Annotated in this window: 10 protein-coding genes and 3 rRNA genes; 2 read left to right on the top strand and 11 right to left on the bottom strand. The window is 66.7% G+C overall.

Annotated elements, in window-relative coordinates:
• Window positions 1-355 precede the first annotated feature (355 nt).
• Together B9S61_RS21730 and B9S61_RS21735 are read left to right on the top strand one after the other, a co-directional pair.
• Window positions 356-1,135 (top strand): ECF subfamily RNA polymerase sigma factor, BldN family, encoded by a 780-nt coding sequence (locus B9S61_RS21730; protein WP_103543763.1) that lies wholly within the window; start codon window positions 356-358, stop codon window positions 1,133-1,135.
• A gap of 270 nt (window positions 1,136-1,405) precedes the next feature.
• Window positions 1,406-2,650, top strand: a complete 1,245-nt coding sequence (locus tag B9S61_RS21735; protein WP_103543764.1) for a DUF5667 domain-containing protein — start codon at window positions 1,406-1,408, stop codon at window positions 2,648-2,650.
• Between the two features lie 53 nt (window positions 2,651-2,703).
• On the opposite strand, the gene B9S61_RS21740 is transcribed toward B9S61_RS21735, so the two are convergent.
• From B9S61_RS21740 to B9S61_RS21790, 11 genes are all read right to left on the bottom strand, one after another.
• Entirely contained in the window at window positions 2,704-3,783 is a 1,080-nt protein-coding gene (locus tag B9S61_RS21740) for a lysophospholipid acyltransferase family protein (RefSeq protein WP_103543765.1), read from the bottom strand.
• A gap of 14 nt (window positions 3,784-3,797) precedes the next feature.
• A complete protein-coding gene (locus tag B9S61_RS21745; RefSeq protein ID WP_103543766.1) occupies window positions 3,798-4,859 on the bottom strand; it encodes an NAD-dependent epimerase/dehydratase family protein in 1,062 nt (353 codons plus the stop codon).
• Between the two features lie 161 nt (window positions 4,860-5,020).
• Window positions 5,021-5,119, bottom strand: coding sequence for a 30S ribosomal protein bS22 (locus tag B9S61_RS21750; protein WP_003948845.1), 99 nt, complete (start codon window positions 5,117-5,119; stop codon window positions 5,021-5,023).
• Window positions 5,120-5,273: 154 nt separating this feature from the next.
• Window positions 5,274-5,486 carry a helix-turn-helix domain-containing protein gene (locus tag B9S61_RS21755; protein WP_004984898.1) on the bottom strand — a complete coding sequence of 71 codons (213 nt, stop codon included), beginning with the start codon at window positions 5,484-5,486 and terminating at the stop codon, window positions 5,274-5,276.
• A gap of 129 nt (window positions 5,487-5,615) precedes the next feature.
• Entirely contained in the window at window positions 5,616-6,431 is an 816-nt protein-coding gene (locus tag B9S61_RS21760; RefSeq protein WP_103543770.1) for a phosphatase, read from the bottom strand.
• 94 nt (window positions 6,432-6,525) lie between these two features.
• Entirely contained in the window at window positions 6,526-7,698 is a 1,173-nt protein-coding gene (locus tag B9S61_RS21765; RefSeq protein ID WP_103543767.1) for an acetoin utilization protein AcuC, read from the bottom strand.
• A complete protein-coding gene (locus B9S61_RS21770) occupies window positions 7,649-8,881 on the bottom strand; it encodes an MFS transporter (RefSeq protein ID WP_103543768.1) in 1,233 nt (410 codons plus the stop codon). The genes B9S61_RS21765 and B9S61_RS21770 overlap by 50 nt, the downstream gene beginning before the upstream one ends.
• 61 nt (window positions 8,882-8,942) lie before the next feature.
• Window positions 8,943-9,596, bottom strand: coding sequence for an HAD family phosphatase (locus tag B9S61_RS21775; protein WP_103543769.1), 654 nt, complete (start codon window positions 9,594-9,596; stop codon window positions 8,943-8,945).
• Between the two features lie 60 nt (window positions 9,597-9,656).
• A 5S ribosomal RNA gene (gene rrf / locus B9S61_RS21780) occupies window positions 9,657-9,773 on the bottom strand.
• A gap of 89 nt (window positions 9,774-9,862) precedes the next feature.
• Window positions 9,863-12,988: ribosomal RNA gene (locus B9S61_RS21785) — 23S ribosomal RNA — on the bottom strand.
• A 312-nt stretch (window positions 12,989-13,300) separates the two neighbouring features.
• Window positions 13,301-13,915 (bottom strand): 16S ribosomal RNA (locus B9S61_RS21790); the annotation flags it as partial.

Consider the following 13,915-nt stretch of genomic DNA (forward strand, 5'->3'; position numbering starts at 1 on the left):
CTGAGCGACCCCGACCGAACCCCCCGCCCCGCCCTCAGACACGCCCAATCCAACTGCCGTACCCCGCAACCCCCCTGTCCAGTCACGTTGGCTGCACACGGCCACAACTCGCCCCGCTCCCACCCTGAATACGAAACCTTTCGATCAATAACAGGTCACCACTCCACACTTGAACGATCGTCAGTCGGTTACGGAAACGACGTAATCGACGATTTGAGCAACTCGGTGTAGCAGGCCCTGCACGAAGCGTTATTCTCCTCAGACGCAATCCGGGACCAACCCGTCGCTACGACGGGTGAACGGCCCCGCACTGCATGTACTGCACGTGATCGAAAGCTCTGCCTCTGGGAGTCCCGTGTACCCACACGTCGGGGTTGACGCCTCGGGCCTGGCTACGCTGCGCGCAACCGTCGCGACAGTCCGAGACATGCTGCGCGCCGTCGTCCCCACCGCGCACACCGTCCCCGCATTCGCCATCGCCACCGCCCCCGTCGGCCCGTGCTACGCCCTCGCCGAGGGCATGGGCACCGCCGCCGTCGGCAGACGGGGACGCGCGACCACCACCCGCCGCCCCGCCGCCGACAGCGACAGTGCCCGGATGATGGACCTCGTGGAGCGCGCCCAGGCCGGCGAGGCCGAGGCGTTCGGACGGCTCTACGACCAGTACAGCGACACCGTGTACCGGTACATCTACTACCGGGTCGGCGGAAAGGCGACGGCGGAGGACCTCACCAGCGAGACCTTCCTGCGGGCGCTGCGCCGCATCGGCACCTTCACCTGGCAGGGCCGCGACTTCGGCGCCTGGCTGGTGACCATCGCCCGCAACCTTGTCGCCGACCACTTCAAATCCAGCCGCTTCCGCCTCGAGGTGACCACCGGGGAGATGCTCGACGCCAACGAGGTCGAGCGCTCCCCCGAGGATTCCGTCCTCGAGTCCCTCTCCAACGCCGCCCTCATCGATGCCGTACGACGGCTCAACCCCCAACAGCGGGAGTGCGTCACGCTCCGATTCCTCAACGGCCTGTCCGTCGCCGAGACCGCGCGCGTGATGGGCAAGAACGAGGGCGCCATCAAGACCCTCCAGTACCGGGCCGTCCGCACCCTCGCCCGGCTCCTCCCGGATGACGCCCGCTGACCGGCACGCCGCCGGAATCCGGAACACGCCCGCCGGCCGAGCCACGCTCCGCGATCTCCAACTCACGGTACGTGAAACTCGGTTGGCTTCCTCATTCAGGCATCCGATGTCCGTAACCCAAGTGCCGCACCGCTCGTTGTGCGGGATACAGGCTCCCTGTGGTCACCCCCTGACCGACTTCGATCACCCGATCGTGTGGCCTTGGTCGGGGCGGGGAACCCTCAGGACCCCCTGGGGAGTCGACCGTCATGACGAGAGGAGGTGCCGCCAGTGATCGCGAGCGTATCGGCGCACCGGCGGGCTAACGCCTTCGCCCAGGCCCTGGAGGAGCAGTCCGACCGGGGCACGGCGGCCCGGCAGTCCGAAGGACCGGCACCGGCACCGGCCGCCGGGGAGGGCGAGCGGGCACAGCTGCTCGCGCTGGCCTCCGGACTCGGCGCGCTGCCCAAACCGGAACTGGACCCCGAGGTCAAGGTCGTCCAGCGGGCCCAGCTGGTGGCCGCGTTCGAGGCCATGCTCCAGGAGGGCACCGCCGCGGGCGAGGCGACGGGTCAGGCCGTACCCGAACAGCGGGCGCGCCGGGCGAAGGGCACACACCGGGCAACCCCCCTGGGCAGACTGCGACCACGCTCGCGGCTCGCCAAGGGACTCACCGCGGGCGGGCTCACCGTCGGCGTCGCCGCCGGCGCCCTGGGCGGAGTGGCCGCGGCCAGCTCCGACGCCCTGCCGGGCGACTCCCTGTACGGGCTCAAACGCAGCATCGAGGACGTGAAGCTCGGCCTCACCGACAGCGGCGACGAGCGCGGCCGGGTCTACCTCGACCACGCCTCCACCCGCCTCGGCGAAGCCCGCAGGCTCATGGAGCGCGGCCGCAGCGGCCCCCTGGACCACGAATCGCTCGGCGAGATCCGCCGCGCCCTCTCCGGCATGCGGCACGACGCCTCCGAGGGCCACCGGCTGCTGCGCGAGGCGTACGAGCGGGACCCGGACTCCCTGGGCCCCATGCAGGCGCTCTCCTCGTTCTCGCAGTCCCACCGGGCGGCCTGGGGCACCCTGCGCGACCGGCTGCCGGTGCAGCTGGGAGACGTCAGTGAGCAGGTCTCGTCGGTCTTCGACGCCATAGACGAAGACGTCGCCCCGCTGCAGTCCCTGCTCCCCCGCCCCCCGGGTGAGAAGACCCGCGACGCGACCCGGGACAGCGGCTCCGAATCCGCTCCCGGGGACGCGCCCGGCACGGACCCCTCGCAGTCCCCCGGCACCGCCGACGGCGGCTCCGGCGGAAGCGGCTCCCGCGGCGCCGATCCGTCCGGTTCCGCCGACACCGGCCGTGCGGACGACGGACTACTCGGCGGCAACACCGGCGGTCTGCTCGATCCGCCCACGGAAAGCGGTGCCCAGACCTCGCCGCCGCCCACGGGATCCCTCACCCGGCCCCCCGCCCCCGACGTCACCCTTCCGCCTCTCCTGCCCGGCCTCCTGCCCGGCCTGGGCATCGACGCCGAGGACGCGGAATAGGACTGGGGGCGCCCCTCGCGACGAGGGGCGCCCCCAGTGCCGCAGGAGGACGGCTAGAAGAACACCGACCTGCGCTGCACGAGGAGCTTGTACAGCGTGTGCTGGATCTGCTCCCGGACCTGATCGGTCAGGTTGAACATCAGCATCGGGTCCTCGGCCGCCTCCGGCGGATACCCGTCCGTCGGAATCGGCTCACCGAACTGGATCGTCCACTTCGTCGGCAGCGGAACGGCACCGAGCGGCCCGAGCCACGGGAACGTCGGCGTCAGCGGGAAATACGGAAAGCCCAGCAGCCGGGCCAGCGTCTTGGCGTTGCCGATCATCGGGTAGATCTCCTCCGCCCCGACGATCGAGCACGGAATGATCGGGGCGCCCTGCCGCAGCGCGGTGGAGACGAACCCGCCACGCCCGAAGCGCTGCAACTTGTACCGCTCGCCGAACGGCTTCCCGATGCCCTTGAAGCCCTCCGGCATCACCCCCACCAGCTCCCCCTGCGCGAGCAGCCGCTCGGCGTCCTCCGCGCAGGCCAGGGTGTGCCCGAGCTTGCGGGCGAGTTCGTTGACCACGGGCAGCATGAACACCAGGTCCGCGGCGAGCAGCCGCAGATGGCGGTCGGCCGGATGGTGGTCGTGGACCGCGACCTGCATCATCAGGCCGTCCACCGGCACCGTCCCGGAATGGTTGGCGACGATCAGGGCGCCACCCTCCGACGGGATGTTCTCGACGCCCTTCACCTCGACCCGGAAGTACTTCTCGTACATCGGACGCAGCAGCGACATCAGGACCTGGTCGGTGAGTTCCTCGTCATAGCCGAAGTCGTCGACCTCGTAGTCCCCGGTGAGCCGACGGCGCAGAAAGGCCAGACCACTCGCGACCCGCCGCTCCAGACCGCCGCCGTCACTGTCGTCCGCGCCCTCGGCCGCCTGCTCCTGGAGCTGCTCGTCCTCACCCGTCACCGGATCATCTTCCGGCACGGACGCCATGCCCGGCAGTGGCTGGACCTCGCCGACCGCCGCGGACTGCCCGCCGCCCTGGCGCCGGCTCCCCGCGCTCCGGCGGCGCGACGGGCGCTGCGTGCCGCCCCCGCGGGAGCGGTGGTCGTCGTCGAACGGAATGACCTTGGCGTCCGCCATCGTTGCTGCGCTCCTCAGTTGGCGCTCTGCGTAGGGGAGTGACCGCTGCCCGGCAGGGGCAGCGCGGCGATCCGGTCGACGGCCCCCGCGAGGGCCTCCGGCGGAAGCAGCCCGGGACCACGACTGCGCACGAAGTCCGCAAACGTTTCCGCAGTCGAGTACTTCGGAGTGAAACCCAGCGTCTCCCGCATCTGGTCCGTCGCCACCACCCGCCCGTGTGTCAGCAGCCGGAGCTGCTCGGGCGAGAAGTCCGTCATCCCCAGCGTACGCACCAGCGAGCCCGCCCAGGTGACGGCGGGCAGCAGCAGCGGCACGGTGGGCCTGCCCAGCCGCCGTGAGCACTGCGAGAGCAGCAGCACACCGTCGCCGGCGATGTTGAAGGTGCCGCTGTTGAGGGTGCCCCGCCTCGGTTCGTGCGAGCCGATCCGCAGCACCTCGACGACATCGTCCTCGTGCACGAACTGCAGCCGGGGGTCGTAGCCGAACACGGTCGGCAGCACCGGCAGCGAGAAGTACGAGGCGAGCGGGCTGTCCGCGGCCGGTCCCAGGATGTTGGCGAACCTCAGCACGCACACCGCGACATCCGGGCGGCGGCGCGCGAAGCCCCGCACATAGCCCTCGACCTCCACCGTGTCCTTCGCGAAGCCCCCGCTGGGCAGCGACTTCGCCGGCGTCGTCTCGGTGCAGACCGCCGGATCGCGGGACGCCGAACCGTAGACGTTCGTACTGGACTTCACGACCAGCCGTCTGATGCTCGGGGACTTCTGGCAGGCACCCAGCAACTGCATGGTGCCGATGACGTTGGTCTCCTTGAGCGCGGTCCGGCTGCCGCTGCCGAGCGGTGTCCCCGTGACGTCGAGGTGGACGACCGTGTCGGCACCCGCCTCGGCGAGCACCCGCGCGATGGCGGGCCGGCGGATGTCCGCCTGGACGAACTCCGCGCCGCCCAGGTGGTGCCCGGGCGGGACCGCGTCCACACCGATGACCCGGTCCACCTCGGGATCCCGCAGGATCCGCCGGACGAAACGGCCCCCCAGCTGACGGGCCACCCCGGTCACAAGCACGACCTTTCCCAAGATCAGCGCCTTCCTCTCGCCCTGCTCCCGACGGCCAACCTATAGGGTCACCGTCGCTCTGTGATACCGACCGGATACTTGAAGTGACGACTACCCCGAATGGCAGTGGCCCCCCACCGAATCACGGTGGGGGGCCACTGGACACGCTTTCGCGCTGTCGCCTACTTCTTGTTGCGACGCTGAACGCGCGTGCGCTTGAGCAGCTTGCGGTGCTTCTTCTTGGCCATCCGCTTGCGCCGCTTCTTGATAACAGAGCCCACGACTACCCTCGCTCACTTCTCATCACTCGGTGTTTGGGCGCCATGGGCCCACACGACCTACGAGGGGCCAGCCTACCCGCCCGAGCGCTGAGGTCGTAATCGAGGTGACCGGGGAGGCCCATGAGTGCCAGAGACGGGTCTCCCCGGCACGCCGTCAGGCGGTTTCCACCCCCACATAGCTCTCGCGGAGGTACTCGTGAACCGCTTGCTCCGGGACGCGGAAGGACCGCCCCACCCGGATCGCGGGCAGATGACCACTGTGCACCAACCGGTACACGGTCATCTTCGACACTCGCATCACCGAGGCGACTTCCGCCACGGTAAGGAACTGAACCTCGTTCAGAGGCCTCTCGCCAGCTGCAGCCATGACACACCTGAACCTTCCGCACTCGACGGCCACCGGCTTCCCCTTCCGGTGACTCTTCGTCGCTGCGTGCTCACTCCCCAATGTAGGGGCGGGTGATGCGAATGGGGAAGAGGTGCACCCATCGGCGGCCTACTGTGACAGACACGCCCGATTGAGTACGTAGCGGGCCAGCGGCAGGTAGTCGTCGGACCGCACGCCGTCATCAAGTGGAACGGCGACGGACACCGCCCCCTCGGCCTCCCCGACGAACGGGGCGGGGTCGTTCACATCGGCCGGGCCGACCGCCTCGAACCCCAGCTGACCTGCCCCGCAGACCCAGCCGTGGTCCCCGATCACCAGTTCCGGGAGCGGCCCGCCGGCCTCGGCCGCCGCGTCGAGCGCGATCCGAACCGGGAGGGGGGAGTGCGTGTGTGCGCCCGGCTCACCACCGGAGCGCTGCGCGGTCGCACCCGTGACGAGCCCGACTCCTCGCACGTAGTCGAGACGGTGCGTGCGTAGGCCGAACCGGGTCGTTATGTCGACACAGCGACCCTGCGCCGGGGTGAGGACGACACATCCCGCCGCCGACAGGCCGTCTGCCAGAACGGCGTAGAAACCGAGCAGCCGGTGCGGGTGACCGGTGCCGAGAAGGACCGGCGCCCCCCGCCGTGCGACCGCCGCCAGCCGCCGGGCGCAGGCGTCCAGGGCGGCGAGGGTACGGTCGGGGTCGATCACATCATGGCCCGAAGTGCGCCCCGGATCGGCCGGAACCCCGCATCTGTCCGCCATCAACGCGATCAGATCCCGTTCCCCCCATACCCGTTCGGGGTCCAGTCCGATCAGCAGACGCGGATCGCGGGCCGCGAAGAGCCGGTAACTCCGCAGGCTCTCCTCCCGGGTGGTGCCCACCACCCCGGCGAGCCGGGCGGCCAGGAGGTGCGCGCGAAGGCCGTCGGTGGTCAGCAGCACGGAAGCGATGGTGCGCGACACGGACCCGGGGCGGGACGGGAACCGGGCGAAGACCGCACGGTTGGCGTAACGACCCGGGGCCGCGGCCCCGTCAGGGCAGCAGCCCCCGCAGCGGGAACGCCGCGCGTCGCGTCGCCAGGATCGCCTGGTCCAGGCGGTCCGCGGGGTCGTACCCCTCGTCCCACGCGGCCCAGGAGACCGGCCGCCGGCCGTCCGACATCCGTCGCGGTGCCGGCTGCCGGGTCCGGGCGTAGACCTCCTGGCGCCAGCCCTCCGGGATCATCGTCGCGGGATCCACGGGCCGCTCGGCCGCGATGCCCACCAGATGGGTCCAGGACCGCGGTACGACCTCCACCACCGCGTATCCCCCGCCGCCCAGCGCCACCCACCGTCCGTCGGCGTGCTCGTGCGCCAGCTCGTGACACGCCACCTGAACGGCCCGCTGCGCGTCCAGCGACACCGCCAGATGCGCCAGCGGGTCCTCGAAGTGCGTATCGGCCCCGTGCTGCGTCACCAGCACCTGCGGCCGGAAGTCGGCGATCAGCTCCGGCACCACCGAGTGGAACGCGCGCAGCCACCCTGCGTCCGCCGTCCCGGCCGGCAGGGCGACATTGACCGCGCTGCCCTCCGCGCCGGCCGCCCCCGTCTCCTCCGGCCACCCGGTCTGCGGGAAGAGGGTCCGGGGATGCTCGTGCAGCGAGACCGTCAGCACCCGCGGGTCCTCCCAGAACGCCGCCTGCACCCCGTCCCCGTGATGCACGTCGACGTCGATGTACGCGACCCGCTCGGCCCCCAGCTCCAGCAGCCGGGCGATGGCCAGGGACGCGTCGTTGTACACGCAGAAACCGGAGGCGGCACCCGGCATGGCGTGGTGCAGCCCGCCCGCGAAGTTCACCGCGTGCAGGGCCTCCCCACGCCACACGGCCTCCGCCGCGCCCACGGACTGCCCGGCGATCAGCGCCGACACCTCGTGCATCCCGGCGAACGCGGGATCGTCCACCGTGCCGAGCCCGTACGCCCGGTCCGCCGCCGCGGGGTCCGCCGACGCGGCCCGCACCGCCTCGATGTAGTCCTCCCGGTGGACGAGCCGGAGCGTCGACACCCCGGCCGCCTTCGCCGCGACCACCCTCACCTCACGGTCCAGCCCGAGGGCACCGACCAGGCTCCGGGTCAGCGCGAGCCGCACCGGGTCCATCGGATGGTCCCGGCCGAAGTCATAGCCCGTTACTGCCTCGTCCCACATCAGCTGTGTACGGCCGCTCATGAACGCCACCGTATCGGTCCGGTTCGGTCCCGAACGACCTGGCATACACCAGTGTCACCAGCACCAACGCCATCGGCACCAGCATCGCTCCCCGGTAGCTCCAGGCATCGCCGAGCGCCCCGACCAAAGGAGAACCGATCAGGAAACCCACATAATTGAAAACATTCAGCCGCGCGACGGCCGCGTCCGAAGCGGCGGGGCCGCCCCGCTCGGCGGCCCGCCGTCCCGCCGCCGCGAAGGTCTGCGGCACCAGCACACACAGCCCCAGCCCCAGCAGCGTGAACCCCAGCATCCCCGCCCACGCACCGGGAGCCCCGGCCACCACGGCGAACCCCACCGCCGCCACCAGCGCCCCCGCCCGCACCACGGCCACGGCCCCGAACCGGCGGACCCCGACATCCCCGAGGGCCCGCCCGAGCAGCGTGGTGACCATGTAGACGTTGTAGGGAACGGTCGCCAGCTCCTCCGAGCTCCCCAGCACGTCCTGGAGGTACTTCGCACTCCAGTTGGAGACCGTCGAGTCCCCGATGTACGCGACCGTCATCACCAGACACAGCGGCAACAGCCACCTGAGGCCGACGGCCGCACCCGCCTCCCCCTTGCCCCCCTCGGCCGGCACCTCCTCACGACGGTCGGCGTACCAACGGCTGCCGGCCAGCGCGGCCGGCAGCAGCACCGCCACGACGGGCAGATACGACACCCACAGCGCCAGGTCCCAGTGCGCACCCACCCACGCCAGCGACGCACCGACGATCCCGCCCAGGCTGTACGCGGCATGGAAACTGAGCATGATGCTGCGCCCGTACGCCTGTTGCAGGCTCACCCCGAGCATGTTCATCGACGCGTCCAGGGCGCCCACGGCCAGCCCGAACGCGGCCAGCGCGACACCGAGCACGGCCATGTGCTCTCCCGCGCCGACTCCCAGCAGCGCCAGCAGCACGACGGGCTGGGACCACCGCAGCACCCGGCTCGGCGGAACCCGCTTCACCAGCCGCTCCGTCGTCACACTGCCGATACCGGCCAGGATCGGGACGGCGGCGAGGAACACGGGCAGCAGCGCGTCGGAGACTCCGTACCGGTCCTGGATGGCGGGGATCCGGGTCACGAGCAGAGCGAAAGCGACGCCCTGCACGAGAAAACTGAACGCCAGCGAGGCCCTGCCGCGCCGCAGCACTTCGGTCATGGCGGCGAGCGTAGGGCCCGGGGGTACCGGTGGGTAGATCCGGTCAAAAGATGAATCAGTGTCAGTTCTCCTCGGCCAGCAGTGCGGTCAACTCCCCCATGTCACCGAAGAGTCGTGTGGCCGCGCCCAGCTTCCCGGCCGGAGTCATCGCCGTGAACCCGTAGACGTCCATCCCGGCCGACACCGCCGCCGTCACGCCCAGCGGACTGTCCTCGACGACCACGCACCGCTCGGGCGCCACGCCCATCCGCTCGGCCGCGTACAGGAACAGGTCGGGTGCCGGCTTTCCCCGCCCCACGTCCTGCGAGCTGAAGATCCGGTCGTCGTCGAACCACCGGTCGAGCCCGGTGGTGCGGTGCCCCACCCGGATCCGCTCGTGGCTCCCGGACGACGCCACGCAGCAGGGCACCTCGTCGGCGGCCAGCCTCTCCAGTACGTCTTCGACGCCGGCCACCTGCTTCAGCTCCCGCTCGAACGCGGCGAAGACCCGCGTGTGGAACACGTCGTCGAAGTCCGCAGGCAGCCGCTGCCCGGTCCGCTCTTCGACGAGATCGTGCACGCGATGCATGGCGGAGCCCATGTAGTCGCGGATGGAGTCCTCGTACGACGTCGGGTGGCCGAGTTCGGTGAGACAGCCGGCGAGGAGCCGATTGGAGATCGGCTCGCTGTCGACGAGTACTCCGTCGTTGTCGAAGATGACGAGGTCATAGCGCATGCCTCGACCCTAAACGCAGAAAACCCCGCACCGATAGGTGCGGGGTTCTCCTCAATATTTGTTCGGCGGCGTCCTACTCTCCCACAGGGTCCCCCCTGCAGTACCATCGGCGCTGTAAGGCTTAGCTTCCGGGTTCGGAATGTAACCGGGCGTTTCCCCTACGCTATGACCACCGAAACACTATGAAACCGTTCAACCGCACCACACCGTGACCGGGCATGGGGTTGTTCGTGGTTTCAGAACCAACACAGTGGACGCGAGCAACTGAGGACAAGCCCTCGGCCTATTAGTACCGGTCAACTCCACACCTTACGGTGCTTCCATATCCGGCCTATCAACCCAGTCGTCTACTGGGAGCCTTACCCTCTCTAGGAGGTGGGAGTCCTCATCTCGAAGCAGGCTTCCCGCTTAGATGCTTTCAGCGGTTATCCCTCCCGAACGTAGCCAACCAGCCATGCCCTTGGCAGGACAACTGGCACACCAGAGGTTCGTCCGTCCCGGTCCTCTCGTACTAGGGACAGCCCTTCTCAAGACTCCTACGCGCACAGCGGATAGGGACCGAACTGTCTCACGACGTTCTAAACCCAGCTCGCGTACCGCTTTAATGGGCGAACAGCCCAACCCTTGGGACCGACTCCAGCCCCAGGATGCGACGAGCCGACATCGAGGTGCCAAACCATCCCGTCGATATGGACTCTTGGGGAAGATCAGCCTGTTATCCCCGGGGTACCTTTTATCCGTTGAGCGACGGCGCTTCCACAAGCCACCGCCGGATCACTAGTCCCGACTTTCGTCCCTGCTCGACCCGTCGGTCTCACAGTCAAGCTCCCTTGTGCACTTACACTCAACACCTGATTACCAACCAGGCTGAGGGAACCTTTGGGCGCCTCCGTTACTCTTTAGGAGGCAACCGCCCCAGTTAAACTACCCATCAGACACTGTCCCTGATCCGGATCACGGACCCAGGTTAGACATCCAGCACGACCAGACTGGTATTTCAACGACGACTCCCCCTGAACTGGCGTCCAGAGTTCACAGTCTCCCAGCTATCCTACACAAGCCGAACCGAACACCAATATCAAACTGTAGTAAAGGTCCCGGGGTCTTTCCGTCCTGCTGCGCGAAACGAGCATCTTTACTCGTAGTGCAATTTCACCGGGCCTATGGTTGAGACAGTCGAGAAGTCGTTACGCCATTCGTGCAGGTCGGAACTTACCCGACAAGGAATTTCGCTACCTTAGGATGGTTATAGTTACCACCGCCGTTTACTGGCGCTTAAGTTCTCAGCTTCGCCACCCCGAAGAGTGACTAACCGGTCCCCTTAACGTTCCAGCACCGGGCAGGCGTCAGTCCGTATACATCGCCTTACGGCTTCGCACGGACCTGTGTTTTTAGTAAACAGTCGCTTCTCGCTGGTCTCTGCGGCCACCCCCAGCTCGAGGAGCAAGTCCTCTCACCAGTGATGGCCCCCCTTCTCCCGAAGTTACGGGGGCATTTTGCCGAGTTCCTTAACCATAGTTCACCCGAACGCCTCGGTATTCTCTACCTGACCACCTGAGTCGGTTTAGGGTACGGGCCGCCATAAAACTCGCTAGAGGCTTTTCTCGACAGCATAGGATCATCCACTTCACCACAATCGGCTCGGCATCAGGTCTCAGCCTTAATGAACGGCGGATTTACCTACCGTCCGGCCTACACCCTTACCCCGGGACAACCACCGCCCGGGATGGACTACCTTCCTGCGTCACCCCATCACTCACCTACTACCAGCTCGGGTCACCGGCTCCACCACTCCGACCTCGTCCGAAGACTCAGCCGGCGGCTTCACGGGCTTAGCATCACTGGATTCGATGTTTGACGCTTCACAGCGGGTACCGGAATATCAACCGGTTATCCATCGACTACGCCTGTCGGCCTCGCCTTAGGTCCCGACTTACCCTGGGCAGATCAGCTTGACCCAGGAACCCTTAGTCAATCGGCGCAAACGTTTCTCACGTTTGTATCGCTACTCATGCCTGCATTCTCACTCGTGAACCGTCCACAACTCGCTTCCGCGGCTGCTTCACCCGGCACACGACGCTCCCCTACCCATCACAGCCGGCGTTGGCCGTATATGCTGCAATGACACGACTTCGGCGGTACGCTTGAGCCCCGCTACATTGTCGGCGCGGAATCACTAGACCAGTGAGCTATTACGCACTCTTTCAAGGGTGGCTGCTTCTAAGCCAACCTCCTGGTTGTCTGTGCGACTCCACATCCTTTCCCACTTAGCGTACGCTTAGGGGCCTTAGTCGATGCTCTGGGCTGTTTCCCTCTCGACCATGGAGCTTATCCCCCACAGTCTCACTGCCGCGCTCTCACTTACCGGCATTCGGAGTTTGGCTAAGGTCAGTAACCCGGTAGGGCCCATCGCCTATCCAGTGCTCTACCTCCGGCAAGAAACACACGACGCTGCACCTAAATGCATTTCGGGGAGAACCAGCTATCACGGAGTTTGATTGGCCTTTCACCCCTAACCACAGGTCATCCCCCAGGTTTTCAACCCTGGTGGGTTCGGTCCTCCACGAAGTCTTACCTCCGCTTCAACCTGCCCATGGCTAGATCACTCCGCTTCGGGTCTTGAGCGTGCTACTGAAACGCCCTATTAGGACTCGCTTTCGCTACGGCTTCCCCACTCGGGTTAACCTCGCAACACACCGCAAACTCGCAGGCTCATTCTTCAAAAGGCACGCAGTCACGACGTTGAGTGCAAGCACTCAACGCGACGCTCCCACGGCTTGTAGGCACACGGTTTCAGGTACTATTTCACTCCGCTCCCGCGGTACTTTTCACCATTCCCTCACGGTACTATCCGCTATCGGTCACCAGGGAATATTTAGGCTTAGCGGGTGGTCCCGCCAGATTCACACGGGATTTCTCGGGCCCCGTGCTACTTGGGTGTCTCTCAAACGAGCCGCTGATGTTTCGACTACGGGGGTCTTACCCTCTACGCCGGACCTTTCGCATGTCCTTCGCCTACATCAACGGTTTCTGACTCGTCGACCAGCCGGCAGACTGGTCAAGAGAGATCCCACAACCCCGTATGCGCAACCCCTGCCGGGTCTCACACGCATACGGTTTGGCCTCATCCGGTTTCGCTCGCCACTACTCCCGGAATCACGGTTGTTTTCTCTTCCTGCGGGTACTGAGATGTTTCACTTCCCCGCGTTCCCTCCACTTGCCCTATGTGTTCAGGCAAGGGTGACAGCCCATGACGACTGCCGGGTTTCCCCATTCGGAAACCCCCGGATCAAAGCCTGGTTGACGGCTCCCCGGGGACTATCGTGGCCTCCCACGTCCTTCATCGGTTCCTGGTGCCAAGGCATCCACCGTGCGCCCTTAAAAACTTGGCCACAGATGCTCGCGTCCACTGTGCAGTTCTCAAACAACGACCAACCACCCATCACCCTGCCCTCACAGGCAAGTTCACTGGGGCCGGCGACTGAAGACAGACCTTGCGGCCGTACCTTCAGACACCCAACAGCGTGCCCGGCCCCGCCCCGTCCGGTGATCGTGCGTTCCACGCTCCGAAGAGCAGTACTTGCAGCCACCGGCCCGAGAAACAGGACCGAATAGTCAACGTTCCACCCATGAGCAACCAGCACCGGACGTTCGCCGATGAACTGGCCCCTGGACTGCCGAAGCAGCCTAGAAGTGCTCCTTAGAAAGGAGGTGATCCAGCCGCACCTTCCGGTACGGCTACCTTGTTACGACTTCGTCCCAATCGCCAGTCCCACCTTCGACAGCTCCCTCCCACAAGGGGTTGGGCCACCGGCTTCGGGTGTTACCGACTTTCGTGACGTGACGGGCGGTGTGTACAAGGCCCGGGAACGTATTCACCGCAGCAATGCTGATCTGCGATTACTAGCGACTCCGACTTCATGGGGTCGAGTTGCAGACCCCAATCCGAACTGAGACCGGCTTTTTGAGATTCGCTCCACCTCGCGGTATCGCAGCTCATTGTACCGGCCATTGTAGCACGTGTGCAGCCCAAGACATAAGGGGCATGATGACTTGACGTCGTCCCCACCTTCCTCCGAGTTGACCCCGGCGGTCTCCCGTGAGTCCCCAACACCCCGAAGGGCTTGCTGGCAACACGGGACAAGGGTTGCGCTCGTTGCGGGACTTAACCCAACATCTCACGACACGAGCTGACGACAGCCATGCACCACCTGTACACCGACCACAAGGGGGGCACTATCTCTAATGCTTTCCGGTGTATGTCAAGCCTTGGTAAGGTTCTTCGCGTTGCGTCGAATTAAGCCACATGCTCCGCCGCT

It is taken from the genome of Streptomyces sp. SM1, assembly GCF_002910825.1.
Lineage (GTDB): Bacteria > Actinomycetota > Actinomycetes > Streptomycetales > Streptomycetaceae > Streptomyces > Streptomyces okerensis.

Coding starts and splice junctions, on each gene's coding strand:
- B9S61_RS21740 (WP_103543765.1), bottom strand. CDS start 3,783: ATGGCGGACGCCAAGGTCATTCCGTTCGACGACGACCACCGCTCCCGC.
- B9S61_RS21755 (WP_004984898.1), bottom strand. CDS start 5,486: ATGGCTGCAGCTGGCGAGAGGCCTCTGAACGAGGTTCAGTTCCTTACC.
- B9S61_RS21765 (WP_103543767.1), bottom strand. CDS start 7,698: ATGAGCGGCCGTACACAGCTGATGTGGGACGAGGCAGTAACGGGCTAT.
- B9S61_RS21770 (WP_103543768.1), bottom strand. CDS start 8,881: ATGACCGAAGTGCTGCGGCGCGGCAGGGCCTCGCTGGCGTTCAGTTTT.
- B9S61_RS21775 (WP_103543769.1), bottom strand. CDS start 9,596: ATGCGCTATGACCTCGTCATCTTCGACAACGACGGAGTACTCGTCGAC.